This window comes from Rhizorhapis suberifaciens, assembly GCF_014200045.1.
Lineage (GTDB): Bacteria > Pseudomonadota > Alphaproteobacteria > Sphingomonadales > Sphingomonadaceae > Rhizorhapis > Rhizorhapis suberifaciens.
Window position 1 is genome coordinate 22326 of record NZ_JACHOV010000004.1, and the last position, 19888, is coordinate 42213.

Consider the following 19888-nt stretch of genomic DNA (forward strand, 5'->3'; position numbering starts at 1 on the left):
ATAGCCCAGGCACGCCTTCTCTCCATCAGCATGTCCATTGCGGCCAGTTCCCGCATGCGATACCTCGTCGGCAACATATGCAATGTCGAAGGAGGCTTGCTTGGCCTTTGTGAAAAGTATCTGGCGCTTGTTGATGGTGATCAAGGACGGTCTCGTCCTGCTGCTAATGCTGCTGTTCTTCGGCCTGCTCTATGCCGCCCTTTCTTTCTCTCCCCAACCCGCAATGATCGGCAGTGGCGCGCTGGTGCTGAAACTTGATGGCACGATCGTCGAACAGCCGCGCCGGGAAAGCCCTCTCGACCTTGTCACCGGCAACGATTCGCCAGTCGGCGAATATGGTTTGCGCGACATTGTTCACGCACTTGAGACGGCGGCGAACGACCATAAGGTCAAGGCCGTCGTGCTCGATCTCGACGGTTTCATGGGCGGCGGACAGGTGGCGCTATCCCGCGTCGGGGAGGCGCTTGACGGCCTTCGCGCCGCGAAAAAACCGGTACTGACTTTTGCAACCGCCTATACCGACGATGGCTATCTGCTCGCCTCCCACGCCTCAGAGGTGTGGCTCAATCCCATTGGCGGGGTGATGATCAGCGGCCCCGGCGGTTCCCAGCTTTACTATAAGGGTTTGATCGACAAGCTTGGCGTCAACGCGCATGTCTATCGCGTCGGCACTTATAAGAGCTTTGTGGAACCGTTCATCCGGACCGACCAGTCGCCCGAGGCGGAAAGCGCCATGCAGGCTATCTATGGCGCCATATGGCAGAATTGGCGGGATGAAACGGCCAAGGCGCGACCGAAAGCGAAGCTCGCCGCTTATGTCACCGATCCGGTTGCAACATCCCGCGCTGCCGGCGGCAACCTTGCGAAAGCGGCCTTGAACGCCGGTCTGGTGGACAAGCTGGGTGACCGTACCGCTTTTGGTACTCGGGTTGCCAAACTGGCTGGCGTTGATGAGGACGATCTTCCCGGCAGTTTCAAGGAAATCGACTATGATGCCTATGCCGCCGCCTACCCGATCAAGGATGACGGCAAGATCGGCGTCATCACTGTCGCGGGCGAAATTGTGGACGGCGAAGCTGATCCAGGCTCGGCGGGCGGTAAAACCATCGCCAAGCTCATTCACGATGCACTTTCGGAAAAGGATCTGAAGGCCATTGTCCTGCGCGTTGATTCTCCCGGCGGTTCGGTATTGGCGTCCGAGCAGATTAGGAGCGCGTTGATGGACGCCAAGGCAAAGGGACTGCCGATTGTGGCGTCCATGGGCAATGTGGCGGCGAGTGGCGGCTATTGGGTGTCGACTGCCGCGGACCGTATTCTGGCGGAACCGTCGACCATCACCGGCTCGATCGGCGTGTTCGGCATCCTCCCAAGCTTTGAAAGCTCGCTCGCGAAGATCGGCATTACGACCGACGGCATAAAAACGACGCCGTTGTCGGGCGAGCCGGATCTTGCCGGCGGCTTCAGCCCGGAGTTCGATGCTCTGGCGCAGGCGGGCGTGGAGGATGTATATCGGCGCTTTGTGGCATTAGTAGCGGGTGCCCGCAAACTGCCGCCTCAGCGCGTGGACCAGATCGCGCAGGGCCGGGTCTGGGACGGTGGGACCGCTCGACAATTGGGACTGGTGGACGGTTTTGGTTCGCTCGACGATGCCATTGCCGAAGCCGCGAAGCTGGCAAAGCTCGACCCGGTCAAGGCGCGACCCGTCTTCATCGAGCAGGAGCCCGATTATTTTTCCCAACTGCTTGAGCAATATTTCAAACAAGACGAGGAAGACCGCACCGCCGCCTTGCCAAAGGACTGGCTTGGCAAGCAGGCATGGCTAAGAAGGAGTTTCGCCCTTCAAGCCGTCAGTGATGTGCAATCGATGCTGACAGGCAGCGCCATCCGCGCCGACTGCCTGGAATGCAGGGGAGTCCTGCCCCCAATAGCGGATAGGGGTGCGGCGCGACGGGTGCTCGACCATCTGCTGGGACTATTTTAAGGCGCAGGCTTTTGGGCGCATGTTAATTGACGTTTGTCATGGGCATGCTCACGGTTCTGCAAGTCTTCAACTATGTGTAGCGATCCACTCCTCGACTATCGGTGCGATACGTGTGCGCCATTTGGTGCCGTTGAAGATGCCATAATGGCCCACGGATTTGGCCATATAATATTTCTTGTGGCTTTCCGGCAGGCCGGTTGAAATAGTGAGGGCGGCCTTGGTCTGGCCTAACCCCGAAATATCGTCGCGCTCACCCTCGATTGCCAGAACGGCAATATCTGCGATCGCACCAGGATCGATCCGCTTGCCACGGTGTTCAAACAGGCCTCGAGGCAAGCTGTGCCGCTGGAACACTTCTCGAACGGTCTGCAGGTAAAACTCAGCGGTCATGTCACACACCGAGCGATATTCGTCATAGAAATCCTTGGTGGCATCCGCGCTTTCGCCGTCCCCTTCGACCAGATGCTTGAACATTTCCCAATGGCTCATCAGGTGATTGCCGAGGTTCATCGACATGAAGCCCGCCAGCTGCATGAAGCCAGGGTAGACCTTCCTTCCGGCTCCTGGATAAGGGAAAGGCACCGTGGCGACGACATTCTGTTCAAACCAGGACAATGGCCGCTGCGTCGCCAGCGTGTTGACGACCGTGGGAGCTTCCCGCGTGTCGATTGGTCCGCCCATCATCGTCAGGGTCTTTGGCCGCGCCGGGTTCTTGTCGGCCGACATTACGGCCGCTGCGGCATAGCAGGGGACCGAGGGCTGGCAGACGGCAAGCATATGCGCGCCAGGACCAATATGTTCCAGAAACTCGATTACATAATCGATATAGTCGTCCAAGTCGAAGCCGCCCTGGTTAAGCGGTACGTTTCGCGCATCGCGCCAATCAGTGATGTACACGTCATGCCCAGGCAGCATCCGCTCCACAGTTCCGCGCAGCAGCGTGGCAAAGTGCCCCGACATCGGGGCCACGATCAGCAGCTTTGGATCTGTTTCATGCCCCTCGCGGACAAAATGCCTGAGCTGCCCGAAAGTCTTGCGGCATTCGATCTGTTCAGTGACCGCTACCTGTTCACCATCGATTTCGGTAAAAGGGAGATTGAAGGAAGGCTTTCCACGCGGCGCCGCAGCATGCGCGAAAACATTGAGGGCGGAAGCCAGAATCGGTCCGCCGCCGAAATAGGCGAACGGATTGGCAGGATGATTCAGCAATTCGACGCTCGCATTTGCCAGCGCGCTCGCCCCCGCCAGCAAACCGCGCTGGACTTCATAAGCGTCATAAAGCATTCAAAGACCCTTCTATTCCCCCGCCGCCTTTGATGCGGACATGCGACACGTACTAATCTGTCTAGTCAGTATGTATGTGTAACGCACCATAAAAATACAAACTGCATTGAGGCCTGTTATAGCCGCTGCTAGGCGCGCGCACATGGAAAAAAATTCTGATCCGCCACAAGGCACCGGTTCTGCGGCTACAACGGCTACAACGCGCCGCATCGGAAATTTGCGCCTTATTTGGGGGTACGCCGCCCGATATCCAGGACGAATCGTCGGCGCGGCCCTGTCCTTGTTGCTGGCGTCGGCGTCAACCCTCGCCATTCCAAGTGGCTTTCAACGGGTCATCGACAAGGGCTTTGCGAGCAGCGGTGGAGACATAACTCCTTATTTCCATTACTTATTGATGATCGTGGGCATATTGGCCCTCGCAACCGCAGCGCGGTTCTATTTCGTTTCGTGGCTCGGAGAGCGAGTCGTTGCCGACATGCGGACGGCGGTGCAGCAAAACCTGCTGCGACTCGCCCCTGCATTCTTTGAAGAGAATCGGCCCTCTGAAATCGCGTCGCGCCTGACGGCCGATACGGCTATCATCGAACAGGTGGTCGGCACGACCGTATCAGTTGCCCTGCGCAATGTGGTTACCGGGGTGGGGGGCATCATTTATCTCTTCACCCTGGCTCCCAAGCTGACCGCAATGCTGCTTCTTGGCATACCCGTGGTCATCCTGCCCATCATGTTCATCGGCCGCCGGCTGCGCGCCCTTTCCAGGGCCAGCCAGGACAGAATCGCTGAAGTAGGCGCAACCGTTGCTGAAGTGCTGGGTGCAATGAAGATCGTCCAGGCGTTTGGGCAGGAAGATCGGGAGGCAGGCCGCTTTCGCACTGCGGTGGAGTCGGCCTTCTCCATTGCACGCAAGCGGATATGGATGCGATCGGTAATGACCGCCATCGTCATCAGCATCATCTTCGGCTCCATCACCATGATCATGTGGCAGGGTGCTTTGGACGTGGCCAGCGGCGAGCTGTCGGGCGGGGCCATCGCTGCCTTTGTTCTGACCGGAGGGCTTGTTGCCGGGGCATTCGGGGCACTCACCGAAACCTATGGCGATCTGTTGCGCGGAGCTGGCGCGGCCGGACGTCTGGGCGAATTGCTGGCCGAACAGCCTGGCATCGCCCCTCCTTCCGACCCAGTAGCGATCCCGGATAAGGCGCGCGGACAGTTGAGCTTCGATCATGTCACCTTCCGCTACCCCACTCGGCCGGAAGTCAAAGCGCTGGACAATTTCTCGCTGGACATCCGGCCCGGCGAAACGGTTGCGGTGGTCGGCCCGTCCGGCGCGGGCAAGTCCACTCTGCTGCAACTGGCGCAGCGTTTCTATGATCCTGCCAGCGGGGCGGTCCGGCTCAACGGCGTTGACCTTCGCTCCGCCGACCCTGCGGACATCCGGGCGCATATGGCCATGGTCCCGCAGGAAATGGTGATCTTCGCAGCGTCGGCGCGGGACAATTTGCGCTACGGCAAATGGGACGCCAGCGACGAGCAAATCTGGGCGGCTGCGCGGGCAGCGAATGCGGAGGATTTTCTCCGTGCGCTACCCGATGGGCTGGAGACTTTCCTGGGTGAAGGCGGCGCACGGCTTTCAGGCGGTCAGCGCCAAAGGGTCGCCATCGCCCGCGCCCTCCTGCGCAACGTGCCGATGCTGCTGCTTGATGAAGCTACATCAGCGCTGGACGCCGAGTCGGAGCGGCTGGTGCAGGAGGCGCTGGACCGGCTGATGCGCGACCGCACCACAATCGTGATCGCTCACCGCCTCGCCACCGTCCGTGCGGCCGACCGCATCGTGGTAATGGATGCCGGGCGTATCGTGGAGGAAGGCAGTCATGACGAACTGATCCTGAAAGGTGGACTCTATGCCCGCCTTGCCCGCCTTCAGTTCGACGGGATCGCCGCCTGACCTCCTTCCCCTTTCGTCCGTGACTCTTCTCTAAGCTGGATTACCCAGGCGTTGTGGCGTGGCAGCTTTTAAGGGCTGCCACGCGGCTTCTTTTTCCCGCCGCCGTAAATAGCTGTCGAGCGCGATCTGCAGGGCGATAAGCATGAAGATGAAGGGTTGGAAGGCGATACCTACAAATAGCGATCCCACCAGATAGACCAAATGTCCCTGCTGCATCGCCAACGCATAGGGGGCGACCCACCGCAGATCTTCCTCCGACCGCTTTTCATAGCGACGGCGGATGATTTCCATGCGCAGAACGGTCCCGAAATTGAGCATCAACCAGACAATCAGCCCAGGAAAACCCTGCTCCCCCAACATTTCAAAATAGCTGCTGTGGTAGGCCCGGCCCTCGTCGGTAATCACCTGCCGCTCAACTTCCTGAACAGGCCCGGCGCCCTCCACCTTCTTTGCGTCATAGCGTAAGGTGTTCTGACGATAGGCTTCAAAACCCCCGCCCAGCGGGTTATCCTTCACATAATCCCAGGTCCATTTCCATACCGCGATCCGGGTCGAGGCCGATTGATCGGCTTGATAATTTTGTATCGTGTCCATGCGATTGGTAAAACTGGAGGGCAGGAAGGGGATGGCCATTAGGCCGGCGATCCCCAGCAGCGCCCCGTAAAGCAGCCGATGCCTTGAGTGACGCAGGAACAGAAGGACAAGGAACGCCGCGCAGACAAGGCCAGTGCGCGCTTCGGTTCCGATTGGGATAAGCAGGCAGGCGAAGCAAAGTCCGACAGCGAACAGCTTCACCCTCCAATCCGTGGGAAAGATCGTGCTCCACTTGGACAGATACAGGATCAAAGGAATGATCGCGATTGCCACGGTGGAAATGATCGAGCCTTCGTACAGCCCGCTATTATTTTCCACCATCAGGTTGAGCACACCATAGCCGCCGCCTGACAGGAGCGTCTTGATGCCGCCGGTAATGATGATCGAACTGGCGCACAACACCATGACCAGGCTAAGCGCCTCTATCCGGAGCTTGGTCCGCAGGGTAAGCGGCAGAAATATCGCGAAGACCAGTGCTTTCCACACCCAGTCCCACTTCTCCTTCGCCTCCAGCGGAAAATCCGCGTGCAAGGTAGTGTAGCCCGCATAGGCGAGCAGGAAGAGCATCAGCCCTTGTCGCCACGTGAAGCGGCTGTCGCGCTTATCGTCAACCGCCAGCCACGCGACCACCGCCAGAGCGAAGGCGATCAGCGAAATGGGAATGCTGTTCAGCAGGAAATAGGACAGCCGCTGCGGGGAAACGATGTCGATATAGGCATAGGCGAGGACAAAGAGGAACGGCCGCTTGAACCCCATTCCCATAAAAACCGCGAGGAACGCGATGAAGATCAGGTCACGCATCGCGAACGTCCCGCGACCCTGGGGAAGCTTCCTTGTCCAGATCCGGCCGGAACAATAGCCTCCAGGCGGCGAGCAGGATGAGGCCGTGACTAAGCAGCAGGGAGAAATTGTCGATCAAGCCTGTGCCAATCCCATCGATAAACCGTCACGTACCGTTAGCCGTACTGGGTTGACGTCGCGTTAATCCTTTACGCGCAAAAGCTTGGCGGTCATGACTCGCATTCTGCACATCCTTGACCACAGCCTTCCCCTGCACAGCGGTTACACCTTTCGCACACGCGCCATATTGAAGGCGCAGATAGCAAAAGGCTGGGACGTGGCTTGCGTCACTGGCCTACGCCACAAGGGGGGCGGTCCCGATGTCGAGGTGGTGGACGGCCTCACTTTTCACAGAACCAACGGAAAGGCGGCCGGAGTGCCACTGCTCCGGGAATGGCAGGAAGTGGACTCGCTCGCCACAAAGATAGACGCGCTCGTGAAGGCATGGCGGCCTGACCTTCTTCACGCTCATTCGCCCGTGTTGAACGCGCTTGCGGCGCAGCGCGTCTCAAAGCGGCATAATTTGCCGCTCCTCTATGAAATTCGCGCTTTTTGGGAAGATGCGGCCGTCGGCAATGGCACTTCCCGTCAAGGGTCGCCTCGCTATTGGCTGACGCGGCAGCTCGAAAGCCATGCGGTGCGGAGGGCCGATGCTGTAGCGGTCATCTGCGATGGACTAAAGCGGGACCTGCTCGCCCGGGGCGTGGCAGAGGACAAGATCATGGTATCGCCCAACGGCGTTGACATGGACATGTTCGGCGAACCCATTCCCCCTGATCCGGCGCTTCGGGCGCAATTGGGGCTCGATGGCGCGGAGGTTATCGGCTTTATCGGCAGTTTCTACGATTATGAAGGACTGGATGACCTGATCGCGGCCATGCCCCGCCTGATCGCCCGCCGGACCAGTGCCAAGCTGCTTCTGGTGGGCGGCGGTCCGATGGAGAAGGCGTTGCGTCAGCAGGCGCGGCTTTCGCCGGTCGCCAACCACATCATTTTTGTGGGCCGGGTCCCGCATGATGAGGTCGAGCGCTATTATAGCCTTACAGATGTGCTCGCCTATCCGCGCAAGGCTATGCGTCTTACCGAATTGGTGACCCCGCTAAAGCCGCTTGAAGCCATGGCGCAGGGGCGGCTGGTCGCCGCTTCCAGCGTGGGTGGACATAAGGAGCTGATTCAGGACAGGGTCACCGGAACCCTTTTCCCGCCCGATGATCCCGACGCCATGGCGGAGGCCTTGGGCGCGCTTTTGGACGACCGCCACCTTTGGGATGAGCGGCGGAACACGGCCCGGATGTTCGTCGAGCGCGACCGCAACTGGCTGTCAAATATTTCTCGTTACGAATCTGTTTACCAAAAACTGCTTGAATATTTCTGCACGGAGCAGGCGGCCTAAAGGCTGGAGGACGATAATGACGATTCGGATTGGCAGAAAGGGCACGTCACCAGTGGGCGCCATCATGGCGATCCTGGGCGGCGGCGCTGTGGCGGCGACCGTCATGCTGGCCCCGATAGGCCCGGTCGAATTGGCCGCGGAATCGCTCCGTCTTCCGGCCATCTTGCCTGCCGCCGCTCCTCCGCTTGGCGAAAAAGCACGCCTTTTATTTGCATTTGCATCGGGACTGAGCACCATGACTCTTGTTGTCGGGATTCGCAGCGTCATAGGCCGATTGAAAAAAGGCTCCTCGTTCATCCGAATCGGTTATGAGATCGGCTATGAAGACGAGGGCGAACGCCATTTTGGCAGCAGCCATGTGGGGCAACCACGACGGCCCTTGTTCGCCAGCAGCGACCTTGACGGCATCGCACCCCTGGTTTCAAAACCCGCGCCGGCACCCCCGACCGAAGGCATTCGCATGCCGCTCGCGCCAGCCGCGCTCGACGACGGCGAACTTGAACTTGAACAAGCCATGGTGGCGTCGCCAAAGTCGGTGCCGGTAGCCTTCAAGCAAAGCGCGACATTGCAGCCCGTGGCGATTGTGGAGGATCCCTCCGGCGTTCTGATGGCGGCACGGATCCAGCCTTCCGACTATTCGGCGCTCAGCATTACGGAACTGGTGGCGCGATTTGAGCGAGGCCTTTCCCATCGCAAGCAGTTGATCGCAGAAGCCGTGGCATCGAAACGGGCCCTCGAAGAGATTGCGGTCGAGCACACCTCATGGCCGGAAGCGGCGAAGGATGCCCCTCAACCACAAGCGGCGCCCGAGCCGAAGAGCATCGATGCCGAAGTGGACGAGGCGCTTCGCGCGACGCTGGGCACGTTGCATCGAATGACGGCGCGGGCGGCTTGATCGGCCTTACCAGTCTTCCACTGTAAGAACAGCAACGTCCAGCCGAGCCATACCTTCTTCAGACTTTTCCTTTTCCACACATGCATCGGCCACAACATGGCCCGAAAGCCGAAATTCCGCATCGGCCAGGCGGAGCGCAAGTTCGGCTGCTTTATGGCGTGCATCGGGGCCCGACAGCTTGATGCACAACCGATGCCGAGCGCCATTGAAGGTCGCGCTCGACCAGCGCCGGCTAGAGGAAGCCTCGATCTCGCTTCCCTCCCCCGCCATCTTCAGCAACAAGCGTACAAGCTTGGCGTGCGGGTCGGTCTTTACTGGCGACATCATCATCAGCACTTCCCCTGCACGTAGATGTTCATGAAATGTTCCACTCTTTTTTTCATCCGTTCCCCCGGTTCCCGGCCATTGCGCAAATCGAATACCAAGCGCGGATCACGCACTGCGGCACGGCCAAAGCGCGTAGGCGCCATGTCGGTCTTGCGGAGAAAATGTTCGATGGATCGCAGCAAATGCATGAGAGTGCTCCTCTTCTGATTCGATAGGCTTTTTCCTATGTTCAATGCAATTTCCTACTTGTCTAGGAAAATTCCTACCGATATGATCACCGCCATGGACAATTTGCACGCTCGGGAGTTTTTGGACCGGCTTATTCATGAGCGCCGGGAAAATTATGGCGCGCTGTCCAAGCTGATTGGACGCAATGCCGCCTATATTCAGCAATATATCAAGCGCGGCAGTCCAAAGAAGCTGGACGAGTCGGATCGCAAGATACTCGCTCGCTATTTCGGGGTGGACGAACATTTGCTTGGTGGACCGGAAGAAGCGCCCGCTCGAATCAGCAATCGCGGAGCCAAGAACCTTGTGCTCGTTCCGCAATATGATCTTGGCGCGTCGGCCGGGGCTGGGTCTCTCGACCAGAGCGAACGGCCGGCAGGGCGCATGGCCTTTGATGAAAAATGGATCAGGGAGTTAGGAGCCAGTCCCACGGGTCTTTCAATGATTCGCGTGGACGGCGATTCGATGGCCCCCACGCTTTCCCATGGCGACGATATTTTGGTGGATCGGCTGGATGGCTTCCCCCAGCTTCGTGACGGCATCTATGTGCTGCGGCTGGACGATGCGCTGATGGTCAAGCGCGTGGCAATTGGCCCGGTAAAGGGACGCTTTTCGGTCCTCAGCGACAATCCCCATTATCCTGATTGGGAAGATATCGATCCTGCATTGGTCAATGTCATCGGACGAGTGCTCTGGACCGGACGCAAGGTAGGATAGCTTGCCATCCAGGGGAGCGTCCGCCACATAAGCGCCATGACAACACCCCCCTTGAAAGCCGCCATTATCCCCGTCACGCCGTTGCAGCAGAATTGCACGCTGCTCTGGTGCACCGCCACCAACAAGGCTGCCTTTGTCGACCCGGGAGGCGATCTTCAGCGCCTGAAGGCGGCGGCACAGCAGCAAGGGGTTGAGGTAGAAAAGATCCTCATCACACACGGCCATATCGACCATTGCGGCGAGGCAGGCAGCCTCGCGAAGGAGCTGGGGGTGCCCATTGAGGGCCCGCACGAGGCGGATCGATTTTGGATTTCACGTCTGGAAGAGGACGGTCGCAGCTATGGCGTCAACGGCGCGGTGTTTGAGCCTGACCGCTGGCTGAATGACGGCGACAAGGTGACTGTCGGCAAGCTGGAACTGGATGTCATCCACTGCCCCGGCCACACGCCGGGACATGTCATTTTCCATCATTCGCCTTCACAATTGGCGATTGTCGGTGATGTGCTGTTCCAGGGCTCGATTGGGCGAACCGATTTTCCGCTTGGGAACCATCAGGAACTGATCAACGCGATAACCAAAAAGCTCTGGCCATTGGGCGGAGAAACAGCATTTGTGCCCGGTCATGGGCCCATGAGCAACTTTGCCCATGAACGTTTGACGAATCCATTTGTCGGCGATCGAGTTACGGGCCTCCGATAAACCTGCCACTGACTTAGACCTGCATTCCCAATGCCGGCGGCAATTCCCGCCGGGGACTGTCATAAGCGACATAAAGGGCCATGACGGAAAGCCCGATCAGAGTCAGGAAGGTGATGAGGGCCCCGGACAGCCTCAATTTGGAGGGGAAGTCCTTGTCCATGCCAAAGGCGTGAAGCACGCGTCCGATCATATAAATGAGAGCAACCAACCACAGCCAAGTACCGCTGCCCAAAGCCAATTCCACCAGGCCGGCAAGAATCAATACAAACGGCGTATATTCGACATAATTGGCCTGAGCCCTGATACGCCTCATCAGTCCATCATTGCCGCCGTCGCCGTGCAGTATCTGGAAAACCTTGCGCAGGCGCGACACGCGCATGCCGAGCCAGAGATTAAGCAACGCCGCCGCGGCGGCAAAGGTCAGCGTAATGGGCAAATACATCCGTCTTCCTCGGGCATGTTATCCGTTGAGCGGACCTTGGCAGCGGCCGCGGGACGCAGCAAGGATTAGCTTGCAAGCCTCGAAGAAAACGCTATACGCGCCTTTCGCTCGCGATTGACCGGCCGCATTGGCCTGCGGCCTCCAGGGGCCGTTTGGCACAAGCGCATATTCGGCCTGTCGCACATGAATTTTGAAGCTTGAGAAACCGGAACAGGTACCGACATGGCCGTCCCAAAGAGGAAAACTTCGCCGTCCAAGCGCGGCATGCGCCGCTCCCATGATTCGCTTCGCGTCGAAGCTTATCAGGAATGCTCCAATTGCGGCGAACTGAAGCGCCCCCACAATATGTGCGGCGCGTGCGGCCATTATAATGGCCGGGAAATCATTGCGGTCGGGGCTTAAGCCGACGACGCGCTTCCAAGGGAGTTGAACAGGGTGGGGGCTAGGCCGCGAATCGCAATCGACGCGATGGGCGGCGATGATGGCGTTCGCGTCATGATAGCCGGGGTGGCGCTTGCCCGGCACCGTCACGATGGTCTGCACTTCAACCTGTATGGCGACGAGACGCGAATCAAGGCCGCGCTCGATAGCCACCCCAACCTTCGCGCGGCGTCAGAAGTGTTTCACACCGAAGAGGTCGTCGCGGCCACGGACAAGCCGAGCCAGGCGCTCCGGAAATCCAAAAAATCCTCGATGGGTCTCGCAATTGCTGCTGTAAAAAGCGGTGAGGCAGGCGCTGCCGTGTCGGCAGGAAACACGGGGGCCCTTATGGCCATGTCGAAACTGGCATTGCGCACCATGCCCGGGATCGACCGCCCTGCCCTTGCCGCATTGCTGCCCACGCTCGGCGACAATGATGTCGTCATGCTGGATCTTGGCGCTAATACCGAATGCGATGCGCAAAATCTCATCCAGTTTGCCGTCATGGGCGCCGCTTACGCGCGCTCCGCGCTCGACCTGGACCGTCCGCGTGTCCGACTGCTCAACATTGGCACGGAGGAGCTGAAGGGCACCGACGAAATTCGGGAGGCGGCGGCCATCCTGCGTGCGGCCACCACCCTTCCTATGCAATTTGACGGCTTTACCGAAGGCGACAAGATCGGTTCGGGCGAAACCGACGTGATCGTGACGGAGGGCTTCGCCGGAAACATCGCATTGAAGACTGCCGAAGGGACAGCACGGTTCGTGACCGATCTTCTCAAACGTGCGTTCACCAGTTCGATACGATCAAAGGCGGGCTTCCTATTGTCCAAGCCTGCACTACATATGTTGAAAGTGCACCTCGATCCTAACAACCATAATGGTGCTGTCTTCCTTGGTCTTAACGGCGTAATCGTAAAGAGCCACGGCAGCGCCGACGCCAAGGGCGTAGCCAATGCGGTGAATGTCGCGGCTAAGCTATTGCGACAGAACATCACAGAACGAATTACGGAAGACCTTGCGAACTTCCGGGCCCATTTTCCATCGGAGTCGCTTGCATCATGACGCGCCGCGCCGCCATTCTGGGTACTGGGTCAGCCCTACCCAAGACCTGTGTCACCAATGCCGAGTTGGCGCAGCGCGTCGACACGAGTGACGAATGGATTGTCGAGCGGACGGGCATACGCACCCGATATATCGCTGGGCCGGACGAAACGACGGCAACGCTCGCCACAGAAGCCAGCATCAAAGCTATCGAGGCGGCGGGCATCTCGTGCCAGGACATCGACCTTATCGTGCTTGCCACCGCAACGCCCGATCAGACATTTCCTTCCAGCGCCACAAAGGTGCAGGCCGCATTGGGGATTATCGATTGCGTCGCTTTTGACGTTGCCGCCGTCTGTTCCGGCTTCCTCTATGCCCTTTCCGTGGCCGAAAGCATGATCCGCGCTGGATCGGCCAACCACGCGCTGGTCATAGGTTCCGAAACGTTCAGTCGCATATTGGATTGGGAAGATCGCACGACCTGCGTCCTCTTCGGCGACGGCGCAGGCGCGACCATACTCTCTGCTGCAGAGGACGGACGCGGAATATTGGCGACAAAGTTGCACGCCGACGGGCGGTTCAATGACCTGCTTTATGTCGATGGTGGCCCCTCCACCACCGGCACCGTGGGCAAGCTCCGCATGCGCGGACAAGAGGTGTTTCGCCACGCCGTCGGCAAGCTTGCTTCTGTACTTAGCGAATCCCTCGAATTGGCGGGCCTGACCACCGATGATATCGATTGGGTGGTCCCTCATCAGGCGAACGCCCGAATTCTCGACGCCACGGCCCGAAAGCTCGGCCTCGCGCCTGAAAAGGTCATCGTCACGGTGGACCAGCATGCCAACACCTCAGCGGCATCCGTTCCGCTGGCTTTGGACGCCGCAGTGCGCGACGGGCGCATCAAAACAGGCGACATTGTGGTGCTTGAAGCTATGGGCGGCGGGTTCACCTGGGGAGCTTCGGTTCTGCGCTTTTGAGGTCGTAATCCCGTCCCAAATGGGGACCCTCCAGCTAACCGACTGTATTAGCTGCAATGCGCCTTTGCAAAAACTACTGAAATATGACACCATTCTGTTGGGGTAAATTGGGGAAACGCGGCCGCAACGGCCGCCTCAACGTGTGGGGGATAGGATGTCGTCGCCAGCAACATTGACGCGTGCCGATTTGGCGGAGACGCTGAACCGGCAGATTGGGCTTTCCCGTGCGGAATCCGCGCAGATGGTAGAATCCATATTGAGCCACATCAGCGATGCCCTGAATGCCGGAGAGAATGTAAAAATCTCAGGCTTCGGCACTTTCGTGCTGAGGGATAAAACACAACGCATCGGCAGGAACCCCAAGACGGGCGTGGAAGTTCCGATCGAGCCGCGCCGCGTCCTGACCTTCCGCGCTTCGCAGTCCATGCGGGACCGGATCGCCGACGCCAACTGACGCTTCACCGACGCAAAGGTTGACGCGCTGTACCCCTATGGTGCAGCGTAACCTTATGGAAAAGGCGGACGGAGCATTCCTCACCATCAGTGAGCTGGCAAATGAATTGAATTTGCCGCAGCATATTTTACGCTACTGGGAAAGTCGCTTTCCGCAATTGAAGCCGCTGCAGCGTTCCGGGAACCGGCGCTATTATCGCCCCACCGATGTCGCTGTCGCGCGGCGCATTCACCACTTGCTGAACGTCGAGGGTTTTACGGTGAGGGGCGCGCGCAAGGTCCTTGCCAATGGTGCGGCAGATCCTTTCCCTCTCAACGGAACCGCCGGCGATCCGGTGGAAATCGCCGAAGCACCGATGCAGCCTGTAAGCGCAACCTCCAATATCCTACCCCAATTGGAAAAACTTCGCGCCCGCTTGAATGCTGCGCTGGCTTCCTGATCCTGACCTTCCTTCTGCCATTGCAAAGTTTCTATATGAGTTCGAATGCTCAGTATTGATCGGGCCCCAGGCTCGGATCAAGATCTCTAGGCCGAGTGAAACTGACCAAACGGGCAGTATTTGCCCCAACGTCCTCCCATCGGTCCAGATGGAACTCCACCACGGCAAGGCTGGCTGTCGGGAATTTCACTTCCACATCGTCCCGCAGAGCCGAATTGCCATCGTCTGGCACGAGCGAGAGGATCAAATCCTCCATGCCGGGATTATGGCCCACCATGAGCAGGCTTTCGACCTTTTCCGGCGCGTCGCGCAGCACATCCATCAAAGTGGCGGAAGAGGCCAGATAGATGCGACGGTCCCAGTTGACCTCCAGCACCTTCCCATAGCCTTCAAAAAAATGATCGAGCGTTTCCGTCACCCGAACCGCGGGGGAAGCGATCAGGTGATCGAACTGCATTTCCTGATTACGCGCATAGTGGCCAATGGTGAGCGCCGCCCGCGCGCCGCGCTTGTTCAGCGGGCGGTCGAAGTCGCGCGACACTGGATCGTCCCAGCTCGATTTCGCGTGACGCAACAGGGTCAGCCTTTTCATCACCTCTCCATCAATGATGCATCGGGGGCCTGATGCACGAAAGAGGAAGCGGATGAAAGACGGGAACTGACAGAAATAATCGCTTCATCCAGCGTGACGCGCCGGATGGGAGCGCCTACGGGAAAAGCGGACAGCAGGCGCGATGGCAGGGCAGCCGACAGGATCACGAAAGTACCCCGATCGTCGGCGCGCCGGATAAGGCGGCCGAAAGCCTGGGCGAGGCGCGATCTAATCAGGCGATCGTCATAAGCACTGCCTCCCCCCGCCAGCCGCCGCGCCGCATGCAGCACCGTCGGCTTAGGCCAAGGGACTCCTTCCATCACCACCAGCCGCAGGGAATGACCGGGAACGTCCACGCCATCCCTCAAGGCATCAGTGCCCAGCAAGGAAGCACGGGGATCGTCCCGGAAAATATCGACCAGCGTGCCTGTATCCATCGGATCGACATGCTGCGCATAAAGCGGCAGTCGCGCTTCGGCCAGACGGTCAGCAATCCGGGCATGAACCGCCCGCAGCCGACGGATTGCGGTGAACAGCCCCAATGTGCCTCCCTGCGCGGCTTCGATCAGCCGCGCATAGGCCCCTGACATAGCGGCAATATCGCCCTTCTTGATGTCGGTGACGATCAGCACCTCAGCCTGAGCTGCATAATCGAAAGGGCTGGAGGCCTCAAACCTGGCGGGCGGCCGCAGCAGATAATGCGCCCCGCTCCGCGCTTCCGCTGTGTCCCAGTCCCCCCCGCCCTTGAGCGTTGCCGAAGTGATGATGACGCCGTGCGCCGGCTTTGTGACGATCTCCGTCACCGGTCGTGTAGGATCCAGCCAATGCCGGTGCAGGCCGATGTCATATTCGCGCCCTTCAAATCGATCCACCGCCAGCCAGTCGACAAAGTCGGGGTCGGCAGGTCCTCCCACGCGGGACAGCAACGCCAACCATCCTGCCACCGTGTCGCATCGCCAGCCCAAAGAGCCTAATGCGCCCTCGATTCGCGCGCGTGCCGCTCCATCGAGCCAGTCCGGCGCGTCCTCGATGACAGCTTCCAGCCGCTTTCCGAGCCGCGTCAGGGGCCGCAGGAGATTGTCGAGCGCCTCGGCGGCCGCCTGCGCGGCTTCTACCAGCGCGCCGTCCGGCTCCGCCATCTCGGTTTCGAGCCCATAGCCCGCGTCTCCGCCGTGCTGCGCATCGCGGGCATAAACGGTGCCGCGCACCGCCGCCAACAGTCCTTCGACGGGGCCGAAGGGCTCGCCCGTAGTGATCCGTTTCAACCATTCGTCGGATGGCAGCGCCATGGCCGCTGTGCGTGCCGCCTCTATTGCACGCCCCCCCTCCTCGTCATAGCTGGCGACATCGGAAAGGCGCGCCGCAAGACCGCGTCGGCGGCCGCGCGATGTACCTTCCGGACCTATGACCCAGCGGCGAAGCTCGATCGTCTCCTGACCCGTCAAGGCGACCGCAAAGGTCGAATCGGCGGCGTCGAACAGATGATGTCCCTCATCGAAAATAATCCGGGACGGGCGATTGGTCACTTCTCGCCCCCGCGCTGCATTGACCATGACCAGCGCGTGATTGGCGATCACAAGGTCGGCGTCGGCGCTGGCGCGCGCCGCCCGTTCAATGAAACATTTTCTATAATGAGGACAGCCGGCATAGACGCACTCCCCACGCCGGTCCGTAAGAGCGGTTGCGCCGTTGCGGCGGAACAAGGTCGGCAACCATCCGGGCAAGTCTCCGCCCACCATGTCGCCATCCTTGCTGAACGCCGCCCACCGCGCCACCAGATGCGCCAGCACTGCTGCCCTGCCGGCAAAACCTCCCTGCAGCGCGTCTTCCAGATTGAGCAAGCAGAGATAGTTTTCCCGCCCCTTGCGTATGACGACCTTGCGCCGCAACGTCTCTGCGTCGCGGTAGATGCGTTCCGTCTCCCGGTCGAGTTGACGCTGCAGCGCCTTGGTATAGGTGGAAATCCAGACCGCGCCATCGGCTCTTTCTGCCCAAAGCGATGCGGGGGTTAGATAGCCAAGGGTTTTGCCAATGCCCGTCCCCGCTTCGGCGAGCAGCATATTAGGCTGATCCCGCTGCGCTCGCGGTGCAAAGCATGCCGCCGCCGCTTCGGCATAGGCGCGTTGGCCGGGGCGCTGCTCGGCTCCTTCACCAGTGAGTTGCGCAAGGCGTTCAGCCACTTCCTGTTCATTCAGGGACACGGTTCTGGGCTGGGGGCGGGGCGCCTTATCCTCCCATTCCGGCAGCTTGGAGAACAGCCATCGTTCCGCCCTTTCCGGCTTTTTAAGGCGCGGCGCCACCAGCTGAGCCCACGGCCATCGCAAATGATAAAGTGTTTGTGCTGCGGTCCACGCCCCTTCACGTTCCAGCCAGCCAGACGATCCTAGCATGGCGAGCAAGGCTTCGGCGGCTGCGTGGTAGAGAGTTGGGATTTCTGATTCCGCCAGCTCGTCATTTCCACCAAGGGGGGAATGACCAATGAGACCCAGGGCTTTGCCCAAACCCTTGGGCGTCGGCACCACAAAGCGCGCCGGATGCACAAAGGCCCAAAGCTCCAGCAGATCCAGCCCCGACAGGTCAGGATAACCCAGCCGTTGGCCCATCAAGGGCGCGTTCAGGAAAATGACGGGCGTTTCCGCCGCGCGGCCGACCGCTTCACCTTTCGATATTGCTCGCGTCTCGCCGTCCGGCTCACGCAGCCAGATGCCGCCATGGCTTGCATGCAGCGCAGGAAAGGCTAGGGGGATGGTCATCGGCTTGGCGTTGGTCCTTTTACCCGTTCGGGCTGAGCCTGTCGAAGCCTTCGCCTAGCTCTTTCGATGAAAAGAGATACCCCTTCGACAAGCTCGGGGCGAATGGATAAAGGGCTTTGGCTTAAGCTTAGGGAAGCCAGAACGAAAGGGCAACATCAGTGAGCGAATTGCGCGACGTAGCAATGCAATCAAAGGCCTGGCCTTATGAGGAAGCACGCCGGCTGCTGAAACGCTACGCTCAGGGCGCGCCTGAAAAAGGCCATGTGCTTTTCGAAACGGGCTATGGTCCGTCGGGCCTTCCGCATATCGGCACCTTCAACGAAGTGCTGCGCACGACAATGGTCCGTCGCGCTTTTGAGGAATTGTCGGATATCCCCACCCGCCTCATCGCCTTCTCCGATGACATGGACGGCCTGCGCAAGGTGCCGGACAATGTCCCCAATCAGGATATGCTCCGTGATCATTTGGGGAAGTCGCTGACCGCCGTCCCTGATCCATTCGGCAAGTTCGAAAGTTTCGCGCATCACAATAACGCCATGCTGCGGGAGTTCCTGGACCGTTTCGGCTTTGAATATGAATTCCTCTCCGCCACTCAATGCTATCGTTCGGGCCGGTTCGACGAAACGTTGAAGCAGGTTCTGCGTCACTATCAGGACATATTGGACATCATGCTGCCGACCTTGGGCAAGGAACGGCAAGCCACCTATTCGCCTGTCCTGCCGATCAGCCCGAAAAGCGGTCGCGTGCTTCAGGTGCCGATGAGCGTTATCGACGCCGAGGCCGGTCTTGTCCGTTTTGAGGACGATGGAGAAATGATCGAGCAATCGGTCCTGTCGGGCAAGGCCAAGCTGCAATGGAAAGTGGATTGGGCGATGCGTTGGGTGGCACTTGGCGTCGATTATGAAATGTCAGGCAAGGACCTGATCGATTCGGTGACACAGAGTTCCAAGATTGCGCGAGCCTTGGGCGGCAGGCCTCCTGAAGGGTTCACCTATGAGATGTTCCTCGACGAAAATGGCGAGAAGATTTCAAAGTCGAGAGGCAACGGCCTCACTCTTGAGCAATGGCTAACCTACGGCCCCGAGGAAAGCCTCGCCTTCTACGCCTATCGCGAGCCCAAAAAGGCGAAGCAGCTGCACCTGGGCGTCATTCCGCGCGCGGTAGACGAATATTGGCAGTTTCGCGCCTCCTATCCTACCCAAGAGTTGGACAAGAAGCTTGGCAATCCGGTCCACCATATCCACGGCGGACAGCTTCCCGAAGGCATCATGCCGGTGACATTCGGTCTGTTGCTCAACCTGGTGGGCGTCATGGGCGACGCCGGAAAAGAACAGGTCTGGGGCTATCTGGCCAATTATGTGCCGGAGGCGGACGCAAAGAAATATCCCGATCTCGATCGCCTTATCGGCCACGCGCTTGCCTATCATAGGGATTTTGTCGCACCGACGCTGAAACGCCGCGCTCCTGCCGAAAACGAAGCGGCCGCGCTGCGCAAGCTGGATGCGGAACTGGCCGTTCTTCCTGCCGATACCAGCGCGGAGGACATTCAGAACATCGTCTATGCCATTGGCAAGGATGAGGCCTATTCGTTCGAAAATCTGCGCGACTGGTTCAAGGCGCTGTACGAAACGCTGCTCGGTGCCGAACAAGGCCCTCGCATGGGGAGCTTCATCGCGCTTTACGGTATTGAAAACAGCCGAAAGCTCATCGCTGAAGCTTTGGCGCGGAGTTGAACATCGAAATCCCACAGATGCGTAGAACTTTTTCATCCCTTGCGCGTTAACTAAGCTGGTCCACCCCCTTTCGGACTGATGACACGCCTAAAGTGCGTCATCGGCCGCGTCGTCCGGCTTGCGAGGGAGGA

The 19888-nt window shown here is 59.4% G+C and carries 20 protein-coding genes; 12 read left to right on the forward strand and 8 right to left on the reverse strand.

Translation table 11 applies throughout. The annotated features are described in order from the left end of the window. The first annotated feature begins 100 nt into the window (after window positions 1–100). Complete coding sequence (gene sppA / locus HNQ99_RS06010; protein ID WP_184474746.1) at window positions 101–1981, forward strand: signal peptide peptidase SppA; 1881 nt, start codon at window positions 101–103, stop codon at window positions 1979–1981. Window positions 1982–2047: 66 nt separating this feature from the next. Here sppA and HNQ99_RS06015 read toward each other — a convergent pair whose 3' ends face one another. Further along, a complete protein-coding gene (locus HNQ99_RS06015; RefSeq protein ID WP_184474747.1) occupies window positions 2048–3265 on the reverse strand; it encodes a polyhydroxyalkanoate depolymerase in 1218 nt (405 codons plus the stop codon). A gap of 142 nt (window positions 3266–3407) precedes the next feature. On the opposite strand from HNQ99_RS06015, the gene HNQ99_RS06020 reads away from it, so the two are divergent. Continuing rightward, window positions 3408–5210, forward strand: a complete 1803-nt coding sequence (locus HNQ99_RS06020) for an ABC transporter transmembrane domain-containing protein (RefSeq protein ID WP_184474748.1) — start codon at window positions 3408–3410, stop codon at window positions 5208–5210. 30 nt (window positions 5211–5240) lie between these two features. On the opposite strand, the gene HNQ99_RS06025 is transcribed toward HNQ99_RS06020, so the two are convergent. Together HNQ99_RS06025 and HNQ99_RS16770 are read right to left on the reverse strand one after the other, a co-directional pair. After that, window positions 5241–6605 carry a putative O-glycosylation ligase, exosortase A system-associated gene (locus HNQ99_RS06025; protein WP_184474749.1) on the reverse strand — a complete coding sequence of 455 codons (1365 nt, stop codon included), beginning with the start codon at window positions 6603–6605 and terminating at the stop codon, window positions 5241–5243. After that, window positions 6598–6723, reverse strand: coding sequence for a hypothetical protein (locus HNQ99_RS16770; RefSeq protein ID WP_281376773.1), 126 nt, complete (start codon window positions 6721–6723; stop codon window positions 6598–6600). The genes HNQ99_RS06025 and HNQ99_RS16770 overlap by 8 nt, the downstream gene beginning before the upstream one ends. Window positions 6724–6816: 93 nt before the next feature. On the opposite strand from HNQ99_RS16770, the gene HNQ99_RS06030 reads away from it, so the two are divergent. Continuing rightward, entirely contained in the window at window positions 6817–8037 is a 1221-nt protein-coding gene (locus HNQ99_RS06030) for a TIGR04063 family PEP-CTERM/XrtA system glycosyltransferase (RefSeq protein WP_184474750.1), read from the forward strand. A gap of 16 nt (window positions 8038–8053) precedes the next feature. Next, window positions 8054–8932: a hypothetical protein gene (locus tag HNQ99_RS06035; RefSeq protein WP_184474751.1), complete on the forward strand. Its 879-nt coding sequence runs from the start codon at window positions 8054–8056 to the stop codon at window positions 8930–8932. A 6-nt stretch (window positions 8933–8938) separates the two neighbouring features. Here the strand turns inward: HNQ99_RS06035 and HNQ99_RS06040 are convergent, their stop codons facing one another. Continuing rightward, entirely contained in the window at window positions 8939–9262 is a 324-nt protein-coding gene (locus tag HNQ99_RS06040) for a hypothetical protein (protein WP_184474752.1), read from the reverse strand. After that, window positions 9262–9447 (reverse strand): hypothetical protein, encoded by a 186-nt coding sequence (locus tag HNQ99_RS06045; protein ID WP_184474753.1) that lies wholly within the window; start codon window positions 9445–9447, stop codon window positions 9262–9264. Before HNQ99_RS06045 ends, HNQ99_RS06040 begins: the two co-directional genes overlap by 1 nt. 82 nt (window positions 9448–9529) lie before the next feature. Here HNQ99_RS06045 and HNQ99_RS06050 point away from each other — a divergent pair, with 82 nt between their 5' ends. Together HNQ99_RS06050 and HNQ99_RS06055 are read left to right on the forward strand one after the other, a co-directional pair. Beyond that, a complete protein-coding gene (locus HNQ99_RS06050; RefSeq protein ID WP_246414640.1) occupies window positions 9530–10204 on the forward strand; it encodes a S24 family peptidase in 675 nt (224 codons plus the stop codon). Window positions 10205–10240: 36 nt separating this feature from the next. Then, complete coding sequence (locus tag HNQ99_RS06055; RefSeq protein ID WP_184474755.1) at window positions 10241–10903, forward strand: MBL fold metallo-hydrolase; 663 nt, start codon at window positions 10241–10243, stop codon at window positions 10901–10903. A gap of 13 nt (window positions 10904–10916) precedes the next feature. On the opposite strand, the gene HNQ99_RS06060 is transcribed toward HNQ99_RS06055, so the two are convergent. Beyond that, window positions 10917–11345, reverse strand: coding sequence for an MAPEG family protein (locus HNQ99_RS06060; RefSeq protein WP_184474756.1), 429 nt, complete (start codon window positions 11343–11345; stop codon window positions 10917–10919). Window positions 11346–11567: 222 nt separating this feature from the next. On the opposite strand from HNQ99_RS06060, the gene rpmF reads away from it, so the two are divergent. The 5 genes from rpmF (at window position 11568) to HNQ99_RS06085 (ending at window position 14679) form a co-directional block, all read left to right on the forward strand. Beyond that, window positions 11568–11747 (forward strand): 50S ribosomal protein L32, encoded by a 180-nt coding sequence (gene rpmF, locus HNQ99_RS06065; protein WP_184474757.1) that lies wholly within the window; start codon window positions 11568–11570, stop codon window positions 11745–11747. Window positions 11748–11813: 66 nt separating this feature from the next. Next, window positions 11814–12830, forward strand: a complete 1017-nt coding sequence (gene plsX, locus HNQ99_RS06070; protein ID WP_221232607.1) for a phosphate acyltransferase PlsX — start codon at window positions 11814–11816, stop codon at window positions 12828–12830. Then, window positions 12827–13786 (forward strand): beta-ketoacyl-ACP synthase III, encoded by a 960-nt coding sequence (locus tag HNQ99_RS06075; protein WP_184474759.1) that lies wholly within the window; start codon window positions 12827–12829, stop codon window positions 13784–13786. The genes plsX and HNQ99_RS06075 overlap by 4 nt, the downstream gene beginning before the upstream one ends. Before the next feature lie 142 nt (window positions 13787–13928). After that, the gene (locus tag HNQ99_RS06080) at window positions 13929–14240 is read left to right on the forward strand and encodes an integration host factor subunit alpha (RefSeq protein ID WP_322790326.1); all 312 of its coding nucleotides are present in this window, start codon (window positions 13929–13931) and stop codon (window positions 14238–14240) included. A gap of 55 nt (window positions 14241–14295) precedes the next feature. Then, entirely contained in the window at window positions 14296–14679 is a 384-nt protein-coding gene (locus HNQ99_RS06085) for a MerR family transcriptional regulator (protein ID WP_184474956.1), read from the forward strand. Window positions 14680–14728: 49 nt separating this feature from the next. On the opposite strand, the gene HNQ99_RS06090 is transcribed toward HNQ99_RS06085, so the two are convergent. Continuing rightward, entirely contained in the window at window positions 14729–15271 is a 543-nt protein-coding gene (locus tag HNQ99_RS06090; RefSeq protein WP_184474761.1) for a SixA phosphatase family protein, read from the reverse strand. Beyond that, a complete protein-coding gene (locus tag HNQ99_RS06095; protein ID WP_184474762.1) occupies window positions 15271–18024 on the reverse strand; it encodes an ATP-dependent DNA helicase in 2754 nt (917 codons plus the stop codon). Before HNQ99_RS06095 ends, HNQ99_RS06090 begins: the two co-directional genes overlap by 1 nt. A 158-nt stretch (window positions 18025–18182) precedes the next feature. Between HNQ99_RS06095 and HNQ99_RS06100 the strand changes: the two genes are divergently transcribed. Beyond that, window positions 18183–19757, forward strand: a complete 1575-nt coding sequence (locus HNQ99_RS06100; RefSeq protein ID WP_184474763.1) for a lysine--tRNA ligase — start codon at window positions 18183–18185, stop codon at window positions 19755–19757. Window positions 19758–19888 lie beyond the last annotated feature (131 nt).